Source organism: Streptomyces sp. NPDC048461 (assembly GCF_055587105.1).
Window position 1 is genome coordinate 106,405 of record NZ_JBVJGW010000012.1, and the last position, 20,788, is coordinate 127,192.

Consider the following 20,788-nt stretch of genomic DNA (forward strand, 5'->3'; position numbering starts at 1 on the left):
GACGGGCTCACACCTGGAGCCCGGCCGTGAGGAGGTCGACGAAGCCGACCTCCTCCTTCGCCACACCGAAGACCTCGGCGCGCAGCATCGTGCGCTCGGCCCAGGCCCGGTGGGGCTTCACCTCGTTCATTTTGTTCGTGTAGACCGAACGCATCACTCCGCCGCCGCCGCGCTCGGGGCGCAGGATGTCCTGGGCGTCGCTGAACTCCTCGTGGGAGACCACCGACAGCGCGTGTACGGGCGTGACGTGGGCGGGGTGGATGCAGGTCTTGCCCAGCAGTCCGTTGGCCCGGTCGAGCTCGATCTCGCGCAGCAGTCCGTCCAGGTCGTGCTCGATCAGGGCGGTGCGCAGTTCCTCCACACCTTCCTCCAGGAAGGGGCTGCGGCGCAGCTGGGGCTTGAAGAGTCGCTGCTGGCTGCGGAAGTACTCCCAGACCGGACCGGTCACGGTGAACCCGGTGCCGTCGGCGCGGCTGAGGACGTTGACGACGTCCGCGATGACGCCCGCGACGATCTGGACGTCGTAGGCGGTCATGTCGGGGGTGCGCCGCAGCCCGTACGCGGAACAGAAGTCGGTGACGCCGAGCCGCAGGGCCAGGACCCGCTCGCGGTGCTCGTTGACCGTCCGGGAGATGCCGGCGAGGGCTTCGACCCGGGTTTCGAGGTGGAGCAGCTCCGGGGTCTCCAGGACGGGCATCGCGTACAGGCGGGGCAGCCCGCTCTCGGCCTCCGCCTGGGCGACGGCCTCCAGGAAGGCGATTCCGCGGCTCTCGTCGAACTTGGGGAGTACGAATCCGGCCAGTCTCCGCACGGAGCCGCCGAGGCGGCGCGCGAGGTCGGGTATCTGCTCGGGGGTGCGGACGCGGACGAACAGCAGCGGGAGCTCGCGGGCGTCCGGGTCGTCCGCGTCCTCGGCGGCGTGGGTCCGGTCGAGCTCCGCGAACTGGCGGACGAGGTTCTCCTCGGCCCCGGCGACATCGCCGTCGCTGATGGAATCCTCCAGGCAGAGCACCATGGAGACGACTCCCCGGCCGGCCTGCTTGCGGACGTCCGCGGCGAGCTGGGGGCGCGTGGCGGGGCTGTAGAGCGTGGCTCCCAGTGCCGCGGCGAGGATGCGGGCGGGTGAGGCGCCGGTGAACTCCGCCGGTTCCTGGTGGAAGAGGTCCTTACGGACAGTAGGCGATATGTGCCCAAAGTGACGCATGTGCTTCCCCCGTACTGCCTCGGCGGCCCAACTGGCGTGGCCGGTAATAGTACGTACGAACCTGAGTCAAGAGTTCCTCAAGCACATGAAGTTCAGGTAACCCTCTTGCACCATGCCCAGGTCTCCCGTTCGAGGGCAAGGTCCCACGGGGGGCCGCATTGTCCCCGTCGCCCCCGGGAGGGCAGGATGACGGGCATGACGCACGCGATGCAGAAGGGCTCCAACATCCCGGTGGCCGCCACGGCGGTCCGGGCGGTGCTGCGCTGGACGGGTGGCCCCGACGTGCCGGACGTGGACGCGTCCGCCCTGCTCGTGGGCTCGGACGGCCGGGTGCGTTCGGACGAGGACTTCGTCTTCTACAACCAGCCGCGGCACCCCTCCGGCGCCGTCTGGCGGCTGGGGAAGAAGCAGATCGGCGAGGCGGTCACCGACGCCGTCCAGGCCGACCTGCGGGCGGTCACCCCGGCCGTGGACCGCGTCCTGGTGGTGGCCTCCGCCGAGGACGTCCCCTTCGAGCGCGTCCGCGACCTGCGCATCCTGCTCTACGACGCCACGGCGTCCGGCGTCTCCGAGCCACTGGCCTATTTCGACGTACGGCCCGAGACCGGCGCCGAGACGGCCGTGATCTGCGGGGAGCTGTACCGCCGCGGCGACGGGTGGAAGTTCCGCGCGCTGGGCGAGGGCTACTCCGACGGGCTGGTGGGCCTGGCGACCGACCACGGCATCTCGGTCGACGAGAACGCCGCGGAGGGCGCCTCCGAGCCCGCAGGGAGCCCGACGGCCGGCCCCACCTCCGAGCAGACGGCCGCGATGGCGCCGCCCACGCAGGCCCCGCCGGCCGTCCCGCCCGCGTACGGGTACCCCCAGCCGGTGTCCCCGGTGCCGGGCCCGGGCGGGGACCCGTCCTTCCGGATGCCGGTGCAGGGCCCCCAGTTCATCCGGCGCTGACCGGGCCGGGCTGGGCCGGACCGGGTTCCCCGGGGGGGGGGGGGGGGGGCCCCCCCCCCCCCCCCCCCCCCGGCACTCGCGTGCCCGTCCCTGCCGTGCCCGGTCCTTGCGCGCCCGGCGCTGCGCGCCCGGCCCGGCGCGTCAGGCCTTGGTGCTCTTGTAGCCCCGCCCCCACTGGAGCCCCCAGCCGTACAGCCGGTCCAGCTCGGCCTGGAACCCGTACACGAACTTCACCTCGCGCCGCACGACCAGCTCCCCCTTGACCTTCTCCAGGGAGACGACGGCGCAGGAGCGCGCCTGCGGCTGCCGCTCGTCCAGCGGGATCTCGATCCGCGGCCCGGTGACCGGGAAGAGGGTCACCATGGCGTGCGTCCGGTCGAAGGCCGGGGTCTGGTCGTAGATGTAGACGAAGACCAGCAGCCGCTTGATGTCGTCGGCGTGGTCGAGGTTGATGTAGAGGGTCTCCCCCGACCCCGAACCGAACCGGTCGTCGCCGCTGAGCTTGACGAACGGCGGGTCGTTGAGGTCCCCGAGCAGGTTGCCGAGCGGCTGGACGGCGCCCCGGGTGCCGTCGGTCAGCTCGTACAGGCAGCCCATGTCGAGGTCGACGTTGACCATGCCCTGCGTGTGCGCCTGCACCATGTCGGGCTTGAAGAGCTTGAACGGGTGGCGGAACAGCTGGCCGCTCTGGCCGGACCGGCCGCCTATGTCCGAGGTGCGCATGCGCCAGGACAGGTTGACGCGCAGGTTGCCGTGGACCGCCCCCTGTTTGCTGAGCGACACCGTCGGCTGCCGCTTGGTCAACTCGATCGCGTTCGACGAGGCGCTGCCCGACTGGAACTGCACGGCCCGACTGCCCAAGATGCCGTCGAAGAAGCCCATCCCCTACCCCCTGGTCCCCTGGATGCCTACGAGAAGCGGGGCGGCCCGCCGGGTCCGCGGCCCCTCCCCTGGACTTCCGTCCGGGAGGGACCCCCTGGGCCGCCCCGCCATGGAGCGTTCCGCATTAACGCCGGGGTCATGCCTCTACGGCGACCCCCTCCTTCTCCAGGCTCGCCAAGCGCTTGTTGCGGCGCACCGAGGACCAGAAGGACCAGCCGATCAGCACGACGCCGACGAGACCGGTGATGATCTCGTTGATCTCGTGCTGGATGGTGACGAGCAGGATGACGGCGAGCGCGCCGATGGCGTAGTGCGCGCCGTGCTCCAGGTAGACGTAGTCGTCGAGGGTGCCCTGGCGGACCAGGTAGACCGTCAGCGACCGGACGTACATGGCACCGACGCCGAGGCCGAGGGCCATGAGCACGATGTCGTTGGTGATGGCGAAGGCGCCGATGACCCCGTCGAAGGAGAACGAGGCGTCGAGGACTTCGAGGTAGAGGAACATGAAGAACGCGGCCTTGCCGGCCATGGCGACGCCCGTGACGGGCTTGCCGGCCTTCTTGGCCTCTTCCTCCGCCTCGTGCTCGGCCTCCTCCTCTTCCTCCAGCTTGTTCTCGAAGTAGCCGGAGAGGCCGCCGACCACCATGTAGGTGATCAGGCCGAGGATGCCGGAGATGAGGACGGTCTGCGCCTTGTCCACGTGCGCGCCACCGTGCTGGTGGGCGTTGGCGCCGAAGGTCATCGCGGTCACGGCCAGGACGATCAGGGCGATGCACGCCGAGAGCATGTCGACCTTGCCGAGCTTGGCGAGCGGACGCTCCAGCCATGCGAGCCACTTGATGTCACGGTCCTCGAAGATGAAGTCGAGGAAGATCATCAGGAGGAACATGCCGCCGAAGGCGGCGATGGACGGGTGCGCGTCGGTGACGAGCTGTTGGTACATGTCCTTGTCGTTCATGGCCAGATCGACGGCCTCGATGGGCCCGATCTTGGCGCTGATCGCAACGATCACCACGGGGAAGACCAGCCGCATGCCGAACACGGCGATGAGGATGCCGATGGTGAGGAAGATCTTCTGCCAGAAGGCATTCATCTTCTTCAGGATCCCGGCGTTGACCACCGCGTTGTCGAAAGACAGCGAGATCTCGAGGATGCAGAGGATCGCGACGATCCCGAAAGCCTCCCACCCCCCGTAGAGAACCGCTGCGACCAGACCGAGCGCAGTGATTGCGAACGACCAGCCGAAGGTTTTGAGAACCACTGGCACCCCATCGTCTTGTACGGCTTTACGAAACGTTGACCCCGAAGTCTAGAGCGATGCCCCGGAGCCCCGACGCGTACCCCTGCCCCACGGCCCGGAACTTCCACTCGCCGCCGTAGCGGTAGACCTCGCCGAAGATCATCGCGGTCTCGCTGGAGGCGTCCTCGGAGAGGTCGTAGCGGGCCAGCTCCTGGCCGTCCGCCTGGTTCACCACGCGGATGAAGGCGTTGCTGATCTGGCCGAAGCTCTGCCGCCTGGCCTCGGCGTCGTGGATGGAGACCGGGAAGACGATCTTGTCGACCTGGGCCGGCACCTTGGACAGGTCGATGATGATCGACTCGTCGTCACCGTCGCCCTCGCCGGTGAGGTTGTCCCCCGTGTGTTCGACGGAGCCGTCGGGGCTCGTCAGGTTGTTGTAGAAGACGAAGTAGTCGTCCCCGAGCACGCGGCCGCTGTTGCAGAGCAGCGCGCTGGCGTCGAGGTCGAAGTCCGCTCCGGTGGTCGAGCGCGCGTCCCATCCGAGGCCGATCAGAACCCGGGTCAGGTTCGGTGCGGCCTTGGAGAGGGAGACATTGCCCCCCTTGGCGAGTGTGACGCCCATGTTGTGGTCCTCCCCGGACGACGATGTGGCGGGTGTGGCGGCGATAGGGGTGTGGCGGCGTTACGGGTGATGCGGGTGTGGCTGCGTTACGGGTGGGCCGCGGTCGGCGGTGCCGTGCACCGGCCCGCCACAGGCGGCCAAAGCCCGTCCGGCGCCGTACACACAGTGCACGGCGCCGGACGGGTGAACAGCTCTGGGCTCAGACGTTGACGCCGAAGTCCTGCGCGATGCCGCGCAGGCCCGAGGCGTAGCCCTGGCCGATGGCACGGAACTTCCATTCGGCGCCGTTGCGGTAGAGCTCGCCGAAGACCATGGCGGTCTCGGTCGACGCGTCCTCGGAGAGGTCGTAGCGGGCGAGCTCGGTGTTGTCCGACTGGTTCACGACGCGGATGTAGGCGTTGCGGACCTGGCCGAAGCTCTGCTGGCGGCTCTCGGCCTCGTAGATCGAGACCGGGAAGACGATCTTGGCGACGTCGGCCGGGACGCCGGCGAGGTTGACCTTGATGGCCTCGTCGTCGCCTTCGCCCTCACCGGTGGTGTTGTCACCGGTGTGCTCGACGGAACCGTCGGGGCTCTTCAGGTTGTTGAAGAACACGAAGTTCGAGTCGTTGGCGACCTTGCCCTGGTCGTTGGTCAGGATCGCGCTGGCGTCGAGGTCGAAGTCGCCGCCGGTGGTGGTACGAGCGTCCCAGCCCAGACCGACGATGACCGCCGTCAGGTTAGGCGCGGCCTTGGTCAGCGAGACGTTGCCGCCCTTGCTGAGGCTGACTCCCACGGGTCCTCCATTGGTTTCTGTGTGGGGCGGTGCCCCCGTCGTGCGTTTGCTACCGGATCAACGTTTCGATCCTAGTGACGGGTTCCCGCCTGTACGCGGTTTTAGTGCTGATGCTGCCCGGAGACTCTCAGAGGCTGTCGAGCGCGGTGACGTACTCGTTCAGGTCACGCGCGTCGGGCAGCCCGTTGACGACAGTCCACCGCACCACGCCGTCCTTGTCGATGATGAAGGTGCCGCGGACCGCGCAGCCCTTCTCCTCGTCGAAGACGCCGTACGCGCGGGAGGTCTCGCCGTGCGGCCAGAAGTCCGACAGCAGCGGGTACTCCAGGCCCTCCTGCTCGCCGAAGACCCGCAGGGTCGGCACGGAGTCGTTGGAGACCGCCAGGAGCTGCACGTCGTCGTTCTGGAAGCGCGGCAGCTGGTCGCGCAGCTCGCACAGCTCGCCGGTGCAGACGCCGGTGAAGGCGAACGGGTAGAAGAGCAGCACGACGGCCTTCTCCCCCCGGAAGTCCGAGAGCCGCACGGTGGCGCCGTGGTTGTCCTTGAGCTCGAAGTCCGGGGCCTTGTCGCCGACCTCGATCGCCATCTTTCGCATCCCTTCGTTCCTGCTTCGCCGCGTTGGGCCGTTCGGGTGGTGCCAGCCTAGGCCCTGGGGGCCCGGCGGCCGTGAACGCGCACGCCCCGCCGGCCGGGGTCAACCCGGATCGGCGGGGCGTGCGTGTCCGCTTCGACTGCGAGGCGCGGCTCAGCGCTTCTTGGCTGCGGCCTTGGGCGTCACCAGCTTGGTGGCGGTCCAGTCCTTGCCCACGCTGACGGGCTTGGCCTGGGAGAGGCCGGCGGTCTCGACGGCCTCGCTGATGTCGCTGGCCTCCACGAAGCCGGCACGGCCGGTCTTCGGAGTCAGCAGCAGGACGACGGCACTCTCGTCGACCAGCTCGATGGCGTCGACGAGTGCGTCGGTCAGGTCGCCGTCCTCTTCCCGGAACCAGAGGACCACGGCGTCGACCTCGTCGTCGTAGTCCTCGTCGACGAGGTCGCTGCCGATCTGGTCCTGGATGGCCTCACGGAAATCCTGATCGACATCGTCGTCGTAGCCGATCTCCTGGACCACCTGGTCGGACTGGAAGCCAAGTCGGGTGACCGGGCTCTCCGCGTGGTCCGCGGTCGCGCTCACGGGGTGCCTCCTGCTCATGTTCGGTGAATGTCTTCGGCGGCGCGCGTACGCGCAGCATTGGGCGTAGTCCACACGGACGCGGCGGATCGCGCAAGTACCCGGCCGCCGAGACCGTCGAAACGGTGACGATTGCGGCCGTCTCGCCGCAACTTTCAGCCTGCCCGCGCGCACCTCCGGTGATTCATCCCACACCATTCCAGCTCATTCGGCATCGTGTGAGGACTTTCCTACCTGTTTGAGGGACGAACGGCCTTGCGAAATCATCGTCCGGCATGGGCGTAAGGTGACGTTTCGGCCGGATCGTCACCGGTCTCCCGGCTCGAAAACCCCGCCGGCTCCGGGGATTACCCGGGGGTAAAGATGACGTTCCCGGCCGAGCGTAAGACCATGGGAGGCGGCGCCCCCAGGTACGACTCCAGCACGACTCCGGCACGACCACCCCGACAGTGAAGGAACAGCGTGGCTTCCGCATCCGATCGCAACCCGATCATCATTGGCGGCCTTCCGAGCCAGGTACCGGACTTCGATCCGGAAGAAACCCAGGAGTGGCTCGACTCCCTCGACGCCGCCGTCGACGAGCGGGGCCGCGAGCGCGCCCGCTACCTGATGCTGCGGCTGATCGAGCGGGCCCGCGAGAAGCGCGTGGCCGTGCCCGAGATGCGCTCCACGGACTACGTCAACACGATCGCCACCAAGGACGAGCCGTTCTTCCCGGGCAACGAGGAGATCGAGCGCAAGGTCCTCAACGCCACCCGGTGGAACGCGGCCGTCATGGTCTCGCGCGCCCAGCGCCCCGGAATCGGCGTCGGCGGCCACATCGCCACCTTCGCCTCCTCCGCCTCCCTCTACGACGTGGGCTTCAACCACTTCTTCCGGGGCAAGGACGAGGGTGACGGCGGCGACCAGATCTTCTTCCAGGGCCACGCCTCCCCGGGCATCTACGCCCGCGCCTACCTCCTGGACCGGCTCTCCGAGCAGCAGCTCGACGCGTTCCGCCAGGAGAAGTCGAAGGCCCCGTACGGCCTGTCCAGCTACCCGCACCCGCGGCTGATGCCGGACTTCTGGGAGTTCCCGACCGTCTCGATGGGCCTCGGCCCGCTCGGTGCGATCTACCAGGCCCGGATGAACCGGTACATGGAGGCGCGCGGCATCGCGGACACCTCCAAGTCCCACGTATGGGCGTACCTGGGCGACGGCGAGATGGACGAGCCGGAGTCGCTCGGCCAGCTGTCGATCGCGGCCCGCGAGAACCTCGACAACCTGACCTTCGTCGTCAACTGCAACCTGCAGCGCCTCGACGGCCCGGTGCGCGGCAACGGCAAGATCATGCAGGAGCTGGAGTCGCAGTTCCGCGGCGCCGGCTGGAACGTCATCAAGCTGATCTGGGACCGCTCCTGGGACCCGCTGCTGGCCCAGGACCGCGACGGCATCCTGGTCAACAAGATGAACACCACGCCCGACGGCCAGTTCCAGACGTACGCCACCGAGTCGGGCGCGTACATCCGCGAGCACTTCTTCGGCGGCGACCAGCGGCTGCGCGCGATGGTCGAGAACATGTCCGACTACCAGATCCAGCACCTGGGCCGCGGCGGCCACGACCACAAGAAGGTCTACGCGGCGTACGCGGCGGCCAAGGCGCACAAGGGCCAGCCGACGGTCATCCTGGCGCAGACGGTCAAGGGCTGGACGCTCGGCCCGAACTTCGAGGGCCGCAACGCGACGCACCAGATGAAGAAGCTGACGGTCGACGACCTCAAGCGCTTCCGCGACCGCCTGCACATCCCGATCACGGACGCGCAGCTGGACGCCGGCGCCCCGCCGTACTACCACCCGGGCCGCAACTCCCCGGAGATCCAGTACATGCACGACCGGCGCAGCGCGCTGGGCGGCTACGTGCCGACCCGCGTGGTGCGTGCGAAGCCGCTGCAGCTGCCGGACGAGAAGACGTACGCCGCCGCGAAGAAGGGCTCGGGCCAGCAGTCGATCGCCACGACGATGGCGTTCGTCCGCATCCTGAAGGACCTGATGCGGGACAAGGAGATCGGCAAGCGCTTCGTGCTGATCGCGCCCGACGAGTACCGCACCTTCGGCATGGACGCGTTCTTCCCGAGCGCCAAGATCTACAACCCGCTGGGCCAGCAGTACGAGGCGGTCGACCGCGACCTGCTGCTCGCGTACAAGGAGTCCCCGACCGGCCAGATGCTGCACGACGGCATCTCGGAGGCGGGCTGCACGGCCTCGCTGATCGCCGCGGGCTCGGCGTACGCGACGCACGGCGAACCGCTGATCCCGGTCTACGTCTTCTACTCGATGTTCGGTTTCCAGCGCACCGGTGACCAGTTCTGGCAGATGGCCGACCAGCTCGCGCGCGGGTTCGTCCTCGGCGCCACCGCCGGCCGGACCACCCTCACGGGTGAGGGCCTCCAGCACGCCGACGGCCACTCCCAGCTGCTGGCGTCGACGAACCCGGGCTGCGTGGCCTACGACCCGGCCTACGGCTACGAGATCGCGCACATCGTCAAGGACGGCCTGCGGCGGATGTACGGCCCCGAAGCCGAGGACGTCTTCTACTACCTGACCGTCTACAACGAGCCGATCCAGCACCCGGCGGAGCCGGACGGCGTCGATGTGGACGGCATCCTCCAGGGCATCCACCGGGTGTCGCAGGGCACCGAGGGCACGATCGGGGCGCAGCTCATGGCCTCGGGCGTGGCGGTGCCGTGGGCGCTGGAGGCGCAGCGGCTGCTGGCGCAGGACTGGGGCGTCCGGGCGGACGTCTGGTCGGCCACCTCCTGGAACGAGCTGCGGCGCGAGGCCGTCGCGGTGGAGGAGCACAACCTGCTCCACCCGGAGGAGGAGCAGCGCGTGCCGTACGTGACGCGCAAGCTGTCCGGCGCCGAGGGGCCGTTCGTGGCGGTCTCGGACTGGATGCGGGCGGTCCCGGACCAGATCTCGCGGTGGGTGCCCGGTACGTACACCTCGCTCGGCGCGGACGGCTTCGGCTTCGCGGACACGCGCGGCGCGGCCCGGCGCTTCTTCCACATCGACGCCCAGTCGGTGGTCCTGGCGACGCTGACCGAGCTCGCCCGGGACGGGAAGATCGACCGCTCGGTGCTGAAGCAGGCCGTCGACCGCTACCAGCTCCTGGACGTGGCGGCCGCCGAGCCGGGCGCGGCGGGCGGCGACGCCTGAGGTCGGCCTCCGCGTCGACGCGGAACTGCTGAGGACGGCCCCCGGGGACTCCCCCGGGGGCCGTCCCGGCTTTATGCGTTCCTTACGATGCTCCGCATGAAGGAACTCTCCCGCCAGGTGGCGTGGGAGCGGCGGAGCCAGACCCCGCTGCTCGTCCTCGCCACGGGCTTCGCCCTCGCGTACGCCGTGCCGATCGTGGCACCGGACGCGCCGCCGGTGGTGCACCGGGCGTGCCTGGTCACCGAGTGGGTGGTGTGGGCGGCCTTCGCCTGCGACTACCTCGTGCGGCTGGGCCTGTCACCCGCACGGAAGGCCTTCGTCCGGACGCACTGGATGGACCTGGCGGCGGTCCTGCTGCCGATGATCCAGCCGCTGCGGCTGCTGCGGCTGGTGTCCACGCTGCTGCTGGTGGGGCGCCGGGCCCGGATGGCTCCGCAGATCCGGCTGACCACGTACGTGGCGGGTGCGGTGGTCGGGCTGCTGATGTTCGGTTCGCTGGCGGTGCTGAGCGTGGAGCGGGACGCTCCGGGTGGCAACATCAAGAACCTGGGCGACGCCCTGTGGTGGTCGGTCACCACGATGACGACGGTCGGATACGGCGACCACTCCCCCACGACCGGCCTGGGCCGGCTGCTGGCGGTGGGGCTGATGCTGTCGGGCATCGCCCTGCTGGGTGTGGTCACCGCCAATATCGCGGCCTGGTTCATCTCCCGTTTCGAGCGCGACGACCGGGCGGAGCGGGAGCAGACGGCCGCGATCGCCGAACTGGCCGCGGAGGTACGGGCGCTGCGCGCGGAGGTGGCCCGGCTGGGCGGACCGGTTCCTGCACCGGCCCCGGGTACGGCGGCCGGCGGACCGGCTCCGGACCCGGGCGCCGCGGCCCGGGTCCCGGCCGCGGCGGCCGGCGCCGCCACGGCCGCGGCCGTGCGGTCTAGTGCTCCCACACCTTGAAGGCCCTCACCTGGTAGGGCGATTGGGGCAGCCAGACCCCGTCGCCCGGATAGGTCTGGAACTCCCCGGTCTCCGCGCACTCGGCCGACTGGTACGTGGTCACCGGGCGGCCCGTCCGGTTGGCGAGGGCCTGGGCGCTCTTGCCGGCGGGCAGGGCCGTGCAGCTGTTGATGTCGAGGGTGCTGAGCTCGTGGACCTGCCGGGTGCCGGTGAAGTCCGGTTTCGCCCAGAGGCACAGCTGGCCGGCCGCGCAGTTCGCCGCGGCGGGCGCCCGCCCGGCGGCGGGGCGCCCCGGCGCGGCGGGGGCCTGGGCGCCGGCCTGCGCGGTGGCCGCGTGCGAGGTGGCGGCGTGGGCGGCGGGCGCGGTGCTCGGGAGGAACGCGGTGACGGCGAGGACCGTGGCGGCCAGGACGGTGGTGCCGCGCGGGCTGTTACACGTACGCATGACGGGTCAACTCCTTGTGGACGCGGTGCGCCCCGGACCGTTCCGGAGCGCCGTTGGCACCACGCTGACCTGCGGTGACGTGCGGACGGAAGAGGCCGGGGCCGGGTCCACCCTGATAGGCGACAGCCCCGCCGGGTACCTCCGGCGGGGCTGTCGCGCGTACGGGGTTGACGCCTGCGGGGCGCCGGGTGCGGGCCGTCAGACGTGGGCCGCGCCCGCCCCCTCGACGGCGTTCTCGCCGCGCTTGGTGAAGCAGGCGACGACGGCGGCGAGGACCGCGACGACCCCGGCCACGGTGAAGGCCGTGCCCATGCCGTCCACGAACGTGTCGTGCGCGACCTTGGTGATCGCCTGCGCGACGGCCTCGGGAGCGCCGGGCGGTATGGGCGCGATGCCGACCTGGATGCCGCGCTCGGCGAGTTCCATCTGCTCGGGGCTGAGCGGGGGCAGTTCCGCGGCCCGCCAGTTGTCCCCGAACGAGTTGCCGACGGTGCTGGCCATGACCGCTCCGAGGACGGCGGTGCCGAGGCTGCCGCCTACCTGCATGGCGGCCTGCTGGAGGCCTCCGGCGACGCCGGACAGCTCCAGCGGGGCGTTGCCGACGATGACCTCGGTGGCGCCGACCATGACGGGCGCGAGGCCGAGGCCGAGGAGGGCGAACCAGAGGGACATGACCGCGGTGCCGGTGCCCGGGGTGAGCTGCGCCATCCCGAAGCAGGCGGCCGCGGTGGCGACCATGCCGGCGACGAGCGGGATGCGCGGGCCGACCTTGGTGATGGCGATGCCGGCCAGCGGCGAACCGATGATCATCATGCCGGTGAGCGGGAGCAGGTGCAGACCGCTGTCGACCGGGCTCATGCCGTGCACGTTCTGCAGGTAGAAGGTGACGAAGAACAGGCCGCCCATGAAGGCGAACGCCATCAGCACCATCAGCACGGTGCCCGCGGACAGCGGCAGCGAGCGGAACATGCCCAGCGGGATGAGCGGTTCGGAGACCCGGCCCTCCCACAGTGTGAAGAGGACGAAGCCGAGCACCGCGGCACCGAGGAAGAGCAGGGTCTTGTAGTCGCCCCAGCCCCACTCGGCGGCCTTGATCAGGGCCCAGATGAGGGAGAACATCGCGCCCGACAGCAGCAGGATGCCGAGGACGTCGAAGGAGCGCGGAGCCTTCGCGGCCCGGTGGTCGACCAGGATGAACAGGCCGAAGAGCAGGGCGACGATGCCGACGGGCACGTTGATGAAGAAGACGGACTGCCAGCTGACGTGCTCGACGAGCAGGCCGCCGACGATGGGCCCGGCAGCGGTCGAGGCGCCGATGACCATGCCCCAGATGCCGATGGCCATGTTCAGCTTCTCGGCGGGGAAGGTGGCGCGCAGCAGTCCGAGCGCGGCGGGCATCAGCAGGGCGCCGAAGAGGCCCTGGGCGACGCGGAAGCCGATGACCAGCTCGACGCCGGTGGACAGCCCGATCGCGGCGGAGGAGACCGCGAAGCCCGCGATGCCGATGAGGAACGTCTGGCGGTGGCCGAAGCGGTCGCCGAGCTTGCCCGCGGTGATCAGGGAGACCGCGAGGGCGAGGAGGTAGCCGTTGGTGATCCACTGCACCTCGGCGAGCGACGCGCCGAGGTCCTTCTGGATCGCGGGGTTGGCGACGGCGACGATCGTGCCGTCCAGGGTGACCATCATGACGCCGATCGCGACGGCGAAGAGGGTCAGCCAGGGGTGGCCGCGCAGCCCGGTGGGGGCCGGCGCCGATCCTGGTTCCTTGGCGGGCACCTGGTCGTCGACGGTGATCTGACTAGTCATGCGAGCAGGCTAGTGACAGCGGCTGACACTTCACAAACGGCTTAACCGGACGGTAACTGTCGCGTCGGTCACAGGTACCCTGACCGCTCACTCAGCGTCAGATCGACGCCGGACCAGCTGCGGAGGGGAACCCTCGGTGATGACCGACGAGCGGCCGGCGCCGGCCGCCCCGGCGGCCGGGCTGCGCGAACGCAAGAAGCGGCGCACCCGGGACGCGCTGCTGCGCGCCGCCCTCCTGCTCTTCATCTCCCAGGGGTACGAGCGGACGACCGTCGACGAGATCGCCGAAGTGGTGGACGTCTCCCAGCGCACCTTCTTCCGGTACTTCGCCAACAAGGAGGAGGCCGTCTTCGCGGTGCAGGACCTCGTCGAGTCGCACTTCGTCGCCGAGCTCCGCGCCCGTCCGGCCGCCGAGGGGCCCCTGCGGGCGATGCGGGCCGCCGTGCTCGCCGCCTGGGACACGGTGGAGGAGGCCCTGTCCGACGTGGTCCCCGTCGAGCTCTACATGCGCAGCTACCGGCTGATCGAGTCCACCCCGGCCCTGCTGGCCGTGCACCTGCGCCGCTCCACCGAGCTGGAGGAGCGGATCTCCCGGCTGATCGCCGAGCGCGAGGGCCTCGACGTGGACGCCGACCCGCGGCCCCGGGTCGCCGTCGCCGCGTTCTCCGGTGTGATGCGGGTGACCGGGCGGCTGTGGGGCCAGGGCGAGGACGCCAGCGTGGCCGCCATCCGGCGGATGACCGAGGCCTACCTCGACCAGATCGGCCCGGCCCTGGCCGCCGACTGGCGGACCGCGCCGCCCGGCACGCGGGCCTGACGACATCACTTGCCCCGGCCGCCCGCATCCATGCCCCGGACGGCCGTGAATCCCGTCACCCCGCACGCCGTATCCGCGGGGATTCTCCTACGCTGGTCGCAGTGAAACTGCCCGGCCCCGCCCTCCCCACCGCCCCAGGCGCAGACCCGCGCCCCGCCGCCCTGCGCATCCTGCTCGCGCTGGCGGTCGTCTTCGTCATGCTGGCGACCACGGGCTGGACCGCGGTCCACCGCCCCGAGGGCGGCACCCCGCTGCGGGCCGCGGCCCTCGCCGCCTGGGCGCAGGCCCGGATCGACGGGCGCCCCGTACCGGCCGCCGACGCGCCCGCCCGGACGGTCGCCCGCTTCTTCGCGGGCCTGGACCGCTCCCAGCGGACCCGGCTGGCCGAGGGCTACCCCCTCGTGGTCGGCAACCTCGGCGGGGTGCCCACCGCCGTCCGCTACCAGGCCAACCTCCACGGCCTCGCCCAGGCGGAGCAGGTCGAGACCGCGCGCAGCCGCGACGTGGCGCTCACCCCGGCCGACCGGGCCGCGGCCACCCGCCGCGCGCACCGGCTCGCCTCGCTCTCCGGGTCCGGGCGGCAGATCCTCTCGTTCGACCCCACCGGTGGCGGCCGCGTCGCGGAGGTCTTCGGCGACCTGGACCGGGCCCGCCGGGTCTCGGTGGTCGTCCCGGGCGTCGACACCGACCTGATCACCTTCGAGCGCACCCAGCGCCGGTTCACCGCCCCCGTCGGCATGGCCGAGTCCCTGTACGAGACCCAGCGCGCCGCCGCGCCCGGCAGCCGCACCGCGGTCATCGCCTGGGCCGGCTACACCGCGCCGACCGGGGTCGGCATGGACGCCGCCACCGGCCGGATGGCCGTGGACGGCGCCGTCCGGCTCAACGCGCTGGCCGCCGCCCTGCCCGGGAGGGCGAGCGTGGCCCTGTTCTGCCACAGCTACGGGTCGGTGGTGTGCGGGGTCGCCGCCCGGGCGCTGCCGCGCCGGGTCACCGACGTGGTGGTGCTGGGGAGCCCCGGGATGCGCGCGGAGAACGTCGAGGGGCTGCACACCTCGGCCCGGGTGTGGGCGACCCGCGACGAGGACGACTGGATCGCGGACGTGCCGCACCTGGAGTTCGGCGGGCTGGGCCACGGGGCCGACCCGGTGTCCCCGGAGTTCGGCGCGCGGCTGCTGTCCTCGGCCGGAGCCAGGACCCACACCGGCTATTTCGCGCCAGGGACGGGCTCCGTGGAGAACTTCGCGAAGATCGGAACCGGCGCGTTCGGTTCCGTTGTCTGCGCGACCGGGGACGATGCCTGCCGGAGCGGAATTTCCGGGGACGTGCAGGACTGACGCGCGTAGAGGCCCGGCAAACGGACCCCGCACCGAGGGGGACGCGCGGGGGCACCTCCCTCTACGATGGCCCGCATGGGTGACGTACTGGCCGGAAACCATGCCGTCTGGGAGTTCGAATCGGACTCGGTGCTCATCCGCTTCGCACGGGGAATCAGGGCGCCGAGGCTCTGGCAGGCCCTCGGCTCGCGCCGGGTCCCCCTCGAAGCGGTGTCCGGGCTGACCGTGACCGCGGGGAAGCGGAACACGGTGGTTCTGCGCGCCCTCCCCCGGCCGGGCGCCGATCCGCTGATGGAGGCCGCCGACGGGCAGTTGCGGGAGTCCTGCGACCCCTACCGGCTGGTGCTGCCCGCCGACCGGGCATCCCGTGCCGAGGCTTTCGCCGACGCCCTGCGCGCCCGTCTGGGCCCCGAAGCCGCCGAGCCCTCCGGGGAGTTCCTGGTCGGCGCGGCGCAGCCCCCGGTCCAGCTGAAGGCGTACGACGCGCGGGTCGGCTTCGACGGTTCGGCGGTGACCTTCCAGTGGTCCCGTACGGGCGCCACCGGCACCAAGTGGAAGGCGGGCGACCAGCGGTACCCGCTGGCCGCCCTCGCCGGGGTCGAGTGGGTCGCCCCGAGCGGCTCGGGCGGCCACCTGCGGCTGCTCCTGCGGGACGCCGTCGGCGACCCCCGCCCGGACCACGACCTGGCCGCGGCCGTCTTCGGCGTGGGCTGCGGGGCGGTGCACGAGTCGCTGCCGTTCGCCGCGGCCGTCCTCGCCGCCCTGCCCGGCCGCACCCCGGTCGCCTCGGTGCCCCGGGCCCGCTCCGGCGGCGACGACGACCGGCTGCGCCACCTCGGCGAGCTGTACGGCGCGGGCCTGCTGACGGACGCCGAGTACACGGCGCTGCGGGAGCGGTTCGCGGCCGAGTCCCGGTAGGGCGCCCCGAGTCCAGGTAGGGCCCGCCGAGCTCCGGTAGGGCCCGCCGAGCCCCGGTGGGCGCGCCGCGGGCCGGACGCTCAGTCCTCGCGGGCCGCCGAGGTGGAGCTCATGTCCGGGTAGCGGTCCCCCGCGACCCGGCCGGCGATCGGCTCCAGCAGCGCCAGCTCCGCCTCCGTCAGGGTGATCCGCGTCGCCGCCGCGTTCTCCGCGAGCCGTTCCGGCTTGCGGGTGCCCGGGATCGGCACCACGGTCAGCCCGTGCACGGCCGCCCGCTGCTGCACCCAGGCCAGGGCGATCTGCGCCGGGGTGGCGCCGTGCGCCCGGGCGATCTCCCGCACCGGGGCCAGCAGTTCCGCGTTGGCCTTCGCGTTGTCGCCGGTGAACCGGGGCTGGTGGACGCGGAAGTCGCCCGCCGGCAGGTCCGTGCCCGCGTCGGCGAAGGCTCCGGTGAGGAAGCCGCGCCCGAGCGGGGAGTACGGGACGAAGGCCACGCCCAGCTCGGCCGCGGCGCCCACCGCGCTGCGCTCCACGTCCCGGCTGAACAGCGACCACTCGGACTGGAGCGCCGCGATCGGGTGCACGGCGTACGCCTCGCGCAGCTCCGCGCCGGTGACCTCGCTGAGCCCGAGGTGGCGCACCTTGCCCTCGCGGACCAGTTCCGCCATGGCACCCACCGACTCGGCGAGCGGCACGGCCGGGTCGCGGCGGTGCATGTAGTACAGGTCGATGACGTCCACCCCGAGCCGGCGCAGGCTGTCCTCGACGGCCCGGCGGACGTACGCCCGGTCGTTGCGGATGCCCCGGAAGTGCGGGTCGTCGGTGCGCTCTATGGCGAACTTGGTGGCCAGGGTGATCCCGTCCCGGTGCGCGGCCACGAACGGCGCGAGGAACTCCTCGTTGCGCCCGCGGCCGTACACGTCCGCGGTGTCGAGGAGGGTGACGCCGGCGTCCAGCGCCGCCTCCAGGGTCGCCCGGGCCGCCGCCTCGTCGGTGTCGCCGTAGAACTCGCTCATGCCCATGCAGCCGAGGCCCTGCACCCCGACCTCCGGGCCCCCCTTGCCGAGTGCGACCCGGTCGATGGTGGTGCCGTGCTCCGTCATGGCCGTACCTTCCCCGCGACCGCCTCCACCGGCGTCGCGTGCGTCGAGGCGGAGTCCACCGGAGCCGCGTGGTGCGGGGCCGGCTTCGCCGCGTACAGGTCGATCTTGTAGTCCAGTACCGCGAGCGCGTCCGTCAGCTCCGTGATGCGGGTCCGTACCTCGCGCCGCGTCCGCTCCAGCAGCTCGCGCCGTTCGTCGACCGTGTGCCCGCCCTCGCGGACCAGCCCGGCGTAGCGGACCATGTCCGCGACCGACATGCCGGTGGCGCGCAGCTTGCCCACGAAGGCCAGCCAGTCGAGGTCCTTGTCGCTGAAGCGCCGCTGGCCCGAGTGGGAGCGGTCCACGTGCGGCATCAGGCCGATCCGCTCGTACCAGCGCAGCGTGTGCTGGGTCAGACCGGTCCGCGCCTCGACCTCGCTGATCGTGTACCGCGTCTGCGTCAGGCTCTGGCTCATGCCTCCACGCTAAAACCTTGGAGTGCACTCCAAGCAAGTAGGCTCGGCCGCATGGAGAGCGTGGAGGCCGGGAACGGCATGGAAAGCCTGCGGATCATCGAGAGCTGGCCGGTGACGACCGCCGCGGCGGCCGTCGTGCGGGCCGACGGGAGCACGGCCGGGTCGCACGGCCCCCTCGACCACCGCTTCCCCCTGGCCTCGGTGACCAAGCCGCTCACCGCGTACGCCGCGCTGGTGGCGTACGAGGAGGGGGCGCTGGAGCTGGACGAGCCGGCCGGGCCCGAGGGGTCGACGGTCCGTCACCTGCTCGCGCACACCAGCGGCCTGGCCTTCGACGAGCACCGCGCGACGGCTCCGCCCGGACAGCGCAGGCTGTACTCGAACGCGGGCTTCGAGGAGCTCGGCGACCACATCGCGAAGGCCACCGGCATCCCCTTCGCGCAGTACCTGCACGAGGCGGTCTTCGAGCCGCTGGGCATGGCGTCGAGCACCCTGGAGGGCTCGCCCGCCAAGGACGGCGTGTCCACCGTCGCCGACCTGGTCCGCTTCGCGGCGGAGCTGCAGGCCCCCCGGCTGCTGGACGTCCGCACGGTCGCCGCGGCCACCTCCGTGGTCCACCCCGGCCTCAAGGGCGTCCTGCCCGGCTACGGGCACCAGTCCCCCAACGACTGGGGCCTCGGCCTGGAGATCCGCGACGGGAAGTCCCCGCACTGGACGGGCACCGCCTCCTCGCCCCGGACCTTCGGGCACTTCGGCCAGTCCGGCACCTTCCTGTGGGTGGACCCGGACGCGGGCGCCGCGTGCGTGGCGCTGACCGACCGCGCCTTCGGGCCGTGGGCCGTGTCGGCCTGGACCCCCTTCACCGACGCGGTCCTCGCCGAACTCGCCGCGGCCCGCGCATAGCCGGTCCCCGTCGGGCCCCGCCGGTCCCGCCCGCTTACGGCAGCTCCAGGATCAGCAGCTCCCCCGGTGACCCGGCGGTGACCTCCAGGCCCTTCTCCGCGGTGATCCGCACCGAGTCCCCGGGGCCCAGCTCCTCGCCGTCCAGCCGCAGGTCTCCGCGCACCACGTGCAGGTAGACCCGCTCCGCCGCCGGTACGGCGACCCGCTCGCCCGCGCCGGGCCGCCGGACGTGCAGGACGGCGCCGGCCGCGGGCACCGCGTACGGGGTCCCGTCGGCGAGGCCCCGGAGCACGTCGTAGGAGGGGGCCCCGCCCGCGGCGAGCGGGGCGAGCCAGAGCTGAACGAAGCGCAGCCGCCCCCCGCCGTCGTTGCGCTCCGCGTGCCGGACGCCGGATCCGGCGCTGAGCCGCTGTACGTCCCCGGGCCCGACCAGGCCCTTCTCGCCGGTGCCGTCCTGGTGGGTGAGCTCGCCCTCGACCACCCAGGTCACGATCTCGGTGTGGCTGTGCGGGTGCTCGTCGAAGCCGGCGCCCGGCGCGAGGGTCTCCTCGTTGCAGGCCAGGACGGGGCCGAAGCGCAGGTTGTCCGGGTCGTAGAAGGACCCGAAGGAGAAGGCGTGCCGGGTGGTGATCCCGGCGGGCACGTCCCCGCCCTCGTACCGGTCTGCGGCGCGGCGTACATCAATCATGGAGGCCACCGTAACCCCCGGGCACGGGGGCGGCGCGGGACCGGACTCCGCTCGGCCCCGCCGATAAGGCAGTCTTGTCACGTGCCTCAACCCGAACGTGAGCATTCCCCCGCGACCCATTCCGCGCATCCCGTGCCCGCCCATCCCCACGTCGCGACCCTGCGCCGGCTGGAGAAGTCCTCCGGCCGGCTCGCGGCCAACGCGATCGCGCGGATGGACGAGACCCTGCCGTGGTACCGGGCGATGCCCCCGGAGAACCGGTCGTGGATCGGCCTGGTCGCACAGGCCGGCATCGCCGCGTTCACCGAGTGGTTCCGGCACCCGGAGACCCCGCAGGCGATCTCCACCGACGTGTTCGGGACGGCTCCCCGCGAACTGACGCGGGCGATCACGCTGCGCCAGACCGTCGAGATGGTCCGCACCACGATCGAGGTCATGGAGACCGCGATCGAGGAGGTGGCGGCCCCGGGCGACGAGTCGATCCTGCGCGAGGCCCTGCTGGTGTACGCCCGGGAGATCGCCTTCGCGACGGCCCAGGTGTACGCGCAGGCCGCCGAGGCGCGCGGGGCCTGGGACGCCCGGCTGGAGTCCCTCGTGGTCAACGCGGTGCTGTCCGGGGAGGCCGACGAGGGCGCGCTGTCGCGGGCGGCGGCGCTGGGCTGGAACTCGCCCGAGCACGTGTGCGTGGTGCTCGGCACTGCTCCGGAGGGCGACAGCGAGCTGACCGTCGAGGCGATCCGGCGCGCGGCCCGCCACCACAAGCTGCAGGTCCTCACGGGCGTCCTCGGCGACCGGCTGGTCGTCATCGCGGGCGGCAGCGACAACCCGATGCAGGTGGCCAAGTCCCTGATCGGTCCGTTCGCGGCCGGTCCGGTGGTGGCCGGTCCGGTGGTCCCCGACCTGCTCAACGCGACGAAGTCCGCGCAGGCCGCGGCGGCCGGTCTGAAGGCCTGCACGGCGTGGCAGGACGCCCCGCGCCCGGTCCTGGCGGACGATCTCCTTCCAGAGCGGGCGATCGCCTCCGATCCCGCTGCGCGCGAGCAGTTGGTGGAGGAGATCTACAGACCGCTGGAGGAGGCGGGGTCGGCGCTGCTGGAGACGCTGAGCGTCTACCTGGAGCAGGCGAGCAGCCTGGAAGGGGCGGCCCGGATGCTGTTCGTGCACCCCAACACGGTGCGCTACCGGCTCCGACGTGTGACCGATGTCACCGGCTGGTCACCCTCTGATGTCCGTTCCGCGTTCACTTTGCGGATCGCCCTCATCCTCGGACGTCTGGCCCACGGCGATCTTCAGTCCTAGACTTTTGTCGGACATCAACAATTACCCCG

General features: G+C 71.5%; 20 protein-coding genes. 8 read left to right on the forward strand and 12 right to left on the reverse strand.

The window, feature by feature from the left end:
• Positions 1–7: 7 nt before the first annotated feature.
• Positions 8–1,204 carry an HpcH/HpaI aldolase/citrate lyase family protein gene (locus tag ACZ6S8_RS21845; protein WP_469458145.1) on the reverse strand — a complete coding sequence of 399 codons (1,197 nt, stop codon included), beginning with the start codon at positions 1,202–1,204 and terminating at the stop codon, positions 8–10.
• Positions 1,205–1,399: 195 nt separating this feature from the next.
• On the opposite strand from ACZ6S8_RS21845, the gene ACZ6S8_RS21850 reads away from it, so the two are divergent.
• Positions 1,400–2,152 carry a TerD family protein gene (locus tag ACZ6S8_RS21850; RefSeq protein WP_469458147.1) on the forward strand — a complete coding sequence of 251 codons (753 nt, stop codon included), beginning with the start codon at positions 1,400–1,402 and terminating at the stop codon, positions 2,150–2,152.
• A 141-nt stretch (positions 2,153–2,293) separates the two neighbouring features.
• On the opposite strand, the gene ACZ6S8_RS21855 is transcribed toward ACZ6S8_RS21850, so the two are convergent.
• The 6 genes from ACZ6S8_RS21855 to ACZ6S8_RS21880 all read right to left on the reverse strand — a co-directional run bounded on the left by ACZ6S8_RS21855 (position 2,294) and on the right by ACZ6S8_RS21880 (position 6,845).
• On the reverse strand, positions 2,294–3,034 hold the full coding sequence (locus ACZ6S8_RS21855) for a TerD family protein (protein ID WP_383915374.1): 741 nt from the start codon (positions 3,032–3,034) through the stop codon (positions 2,294–2,296).
• Between the two features lie 136 nt (positions 3,035–3,170).
• The gene (locus ACZ6S8_RS21860) at positions 3,171–4,295 is read right to left on the reverse strand and encodes a DUF475 domain-containing protein (protein ID WP_469458149.1); all 1,125 of its coding nucleotides are present in this window, start codon (positions 4,293–4,295) and stop codon (positions 3,171–3,173) included.
• Positions 4,296–4,320: 25 nt separating this feature from the next.
• The gene (locus ACZ6S8_RS21865) at positions 4,321–4,896 is read right to left on the reverse strand and encodes a TerD family protein (RefSeq protein WP_469458151.1); all 576 of its coding nucleotides are present in this window, start codon (positions 4,894–4,896) and stop codon (positions 4,321–4,323) included.
• Positions 4,897–5,095: 199 nt separating this feature from the next.
• Positions 5,096–5,671, reverse strand: coding sequence for a TerD family protein (locus ACZ6S8_RS21870; RefSeq protein WP_267718442.1), 576 nt, complete (start codon positions 5,669–5,671; stop codon positions 5,096–5,098).
• Positions 5,672–5,798: 127 nt separating this feature from the next.
• Entirely contained in the window at positions 5,799–6,257 is a 459-nt protein-coding gene (locus ACZ6S8_RS21875) for a peroxiredoxin (RefSeq protein WP_383915417.1), read from the reverse strand.
• A 159-nt stretch (positions 6,258–6,416) separates the two neighbouring features.
• On the reverse strand, positions 6,417–6,845 hold the full coding sequence (locus tag ACZ6S8_RS21880) for a DUF3052 domain-containing protein (protein WP_469458153.1): 429 nt from the start codon (positions 6,843–6,845) through the stop codon (positions 6,417–6,419).
• 459 nt (positions 6,846–7,304) lie between these two features.
• Here ACZ6S8_RS21880 and aceE point away from each other — a divergent pair, with 459 nt between their 5' ends.
• Complete coding sequence (gene aceE, locus ACZ6S8_RS21885) at positions 7,305–10,037, forward strand: pyruvate dehydrogenase (acetyl-transferring), homodimeric type (RefSeq protein WP_469458154.1); 2,733 nt, start codon at positions 7,305–7,307, stop codon at positions 10,035–10,037.
• Positions 10,038–10,133: 96 nt separating this feature from the next.
• The gene (locus tag ACZ6S8_RS21890; protein WP_469458156.1) at positions 10,134–10,988 is read left to right on the forward strand and encodes a potassium channel family protein; all 855 of its coding nucleotides are present in this window, start codon (positions 10,134–10,136) and stop codon (positions 10,986–10,988) included.
• Here the strand turns inward: ACZ6S8_RS21890 and ACZ6S8_RS21895 are convergent.
• Entirely contained in the window at positions 10,969–11,433 is a 465-nt protein-coding gene (locus ACZ6S8_RS21895) for a peptidase inhibitor family I36 protein (RefSeq protein WP_469458157.1), read from the reverse strand. The two genes, ACZ6S8_RS21890 and ACZ6S8_RS21895, sit on opposite strands and share 20 nt — an antisense overlap.
• Before the next feature lie 198 nt (positions 11,434–11,631).
• Positions 11,632–13,239, reverse strand: coding sequence for an MFS transporter (locus ACZ6S8_RS21900; protein ID WP_469458159.1), 1,608 nt, complete (start codon positions 13,237–13,239; stop codon positions 11,632–11,634).
• Positions 13,240–13,378: 139 nt separating this feature from the next.
• On the opposite strand from ACZ6S8_RS21900, the gene ACZ6S8_RS21905 reads away from it, so the two are divergent.
• From ACZ6S8_RS21905 to ACZ6S8_RS21915, 3 genes are all read left to right on the forward strand, one after another.
• The gene (locus ACZ6S8_RS21905) at positions 13,379–14,056 is read left to right on the forward strand and encodes a TetR/AcrR family transcriptional regulator (protein WP_469458161.1); all 678 of its coding nucleotides are present in this window, start codon (positions 13,379–13,381) and stop codon (positions 14,054–14,056) included.
• Between the two features lie 107 nt (positions 14,057–14,163).
• Positions 14,164–15,393, forward strand: coding sequence for an alpha/beta hydrolase (locus ACZ6S8_RS21910; protein ID WP_469458381.1), 1,230 nt, complete (start codon positions 14,164–14,166; stop codon positions 15,391–15,393).
• A 66-nt stretch (positions 15,394–15,459) separates the two neighbouring features.
• Positions 15,460–16,311 carry a DUF4429 domain-containing protein gene (locus ACZ6S8_RS21915; protein WP_469458163.1) on the forward strand — a complete coding sequence of 284 codons (852 nt, stop codon included), beginning with the start codon at positions 15,460–15,462 and terminating at the stop codon, positions 16,309–16,311.
• An 80-nt stretch (positions 16,312–16,391) separates the two neighbouring features.
• Here the strand turns inward: ACZ6S8_RS21915 and ACZ6S8_RS21920 are convergent, their stop codons facing one another.
• On the reverse strand, positions 16,392–17,414 hold the full coding sequence (locus tag ACZ6S8_RS21920) for an aldo/keto reductase (protein ID WP_469458165.1): 1,023 nt from the start codon (positions 17,412–17,414) through the stop codon (positions 16,392–16,394).
• Positions 17,411–17,869, reverse strand: a complete 459-nt coding sequence (locus ACZ6S8_RS21925) for a MerR family transcriptional regulator (protein WP_469458167.1) — start codon at positions 17,867–17,869, stop codon at positions 17,411–17,413. Before ACZ6S8_RS21925 ends, ACZ6S8_RS21920 begins: the two co-directional genes overlap by 4 nt.
• A gap of 78 nt (positions 17,870–17,947) precedes the next feature.
• On the opposite strand from ACZ6S8_RS21925, the gene ACZ6S8_RS21930 reads away from it, so the two are divergent.
• Positions 17,948–18,772: a serine hydrolase domain-containing protein gene (locus ACZ6S8_RS21930; RefSeq protein WP_469458383.1), complete on the forward strand. Its 825-nt coding sequence runs from the start codon at positions 17,948–17,950 to the stop codon at positions 18,770–18,772.
• A gap of 34 nt (positions 18,773–18,806) precedes the next feature.
• Here the strand turns inward: ACZ6S8_RS21930 and ACZ6S8_RS21935 are convergent, their stop codons facing one another.
• Complete coding sequence (locus ACZ6S8_RS21935; protein ID WP_469458169.1) at positions 18,807–19,460, reverse strand: pirin family protein; 654 nt, start codon at positions 19,458–19,460, stop codon at positions 18,807–18,809.
• 132 nt (positions 19,461–19,592) lie between these two features.
• Between ACZ6S8_RS21935 and ACZ6S8_RS21940 the strand changes: the two genes are divergently transcribed.
• Entirely contained in the window at positions 19,593–20,759 is a 1,167-nt protein-coding gene (locus tag ACZ6S8_RS21940; protein WP_469458171.1) for a PucR family transcriptional regulator, read from the forward strand.
• The last annotated feature ends 29 nt before the right edge of the window (positions 20,760–20,788 follow it).

What these genes read in the sequence shown, in the direction of transcription:
- ACZ6S8_RS21925 (WP_469458167.1), bottom strand. Translation starts at nt 17,869, where the DNA reads ATGAGCCAGAGCCTGACGCAGACGCGGTACACGATCAGCGAGGTCGAG.
- ACZ6S8_RS21920 (WP_469458165.1), bottom strand. Translation starts at nt 17,414, where the DNA reads ATGACGGAGCACGGCACCACCATCGACCGGGTCGCACTCGGCAAGGGG.
- ACZ6S8_RS21855 (WP_383915374.1), bottom strand. Translation starts at nt 3,034, where the DNA reads ATGGGCTTCTTCGACGGCATCTTGGGCAGTCGGGCCGTGCAGTTCCAG.
- ACZ6S8_RS21890 (WP_469458156.1), top strand. Translation starts at nt 10,134, where the DNA reads ATGAAGGAACTCTCCCGCCAGGTGGCGTGGGAGCGGCGGAGCCAGACC.
- ACZ6S8_RS21845 (WP_469458145.1), bottom strand. Translation starts at nt 1,204, where the DNA reads ATGCGTCACTTTGGGCACATATCGCCTACTGTCCGTAAGGACCTCTTC.
- ACZ6S8_RS21900 (WP_469458159.1), bottom strand. Translation starts at nt 13,239, where the DNA reads ATGACTAGTCAGATCACCGTCGACGACCAGGTGCCCGCCAAGGAACCA.
- ACZ6S8_RS21915 (WP_469458163.1), top strand. Translation starts at nt 15,460, where the DNA reads ATGGCCCGCATGGGTGACGTACTGGCCGGAAACCATGCCGTCTGGGAG.
- ACZ6S8_RS21865 (WP_469458151.1), bottom strand. Translation starts at nt 4,896, where the DNA reads ATGGGCGTCACACTCGCCAAGGGGGGCAATGTCTCCCTCTCCAAGGCC.
- ACZ6S8_RS21930 (WP_469458383.1), top strand. Translation starts at nt 17,948, where the DNA reads ATGGAAAGCCTGCGGATCATCGAGAGCTGGCCGGTGACGACCGCCGCG.
- ACZ6S8_RS21935 (WP_469458169.1), bottom strand. Translation starts at nt 19,460, where the DNA reads ATGATTGATGTACGCCGCGCCGCAGACCGGTACGAGGGCGGGGACGTG.
- ACZ6S8_RS21875 (WP_383915417.1), bottom strand. Translation starts at nt 6,257, where the DNA reads ATGGCGATCGAGGTCGGCGACAAGGCCCCGGACTTCGAGCTCAAGGAC.
- ACZ6S8_RS21905 (WP_469458161.1), top strand. Translation starts at nt 13,379, where the DNA reads ATGACCGACGAGCGGCCGGCGCCGGCCGCCCCGGCGGCCGGGCTGCGC.
- ACZ6S8_RS21850 (WP_469458147.1), top strand. Translation starts at nt 1,400, where the DNA reads ATGACGCACGCGATGCAGAAGGGCTCCAACATCCCGGTGGCCGCCACG.
- ACZ6S8_RS21895 (WP_469458157.1), bottom strand. Translation starts at nt 11,433, where the DNA reads ATGCGTACGTGTAACAGCCCGCGCGGCACCACCGTCCTGGCCGCCACG.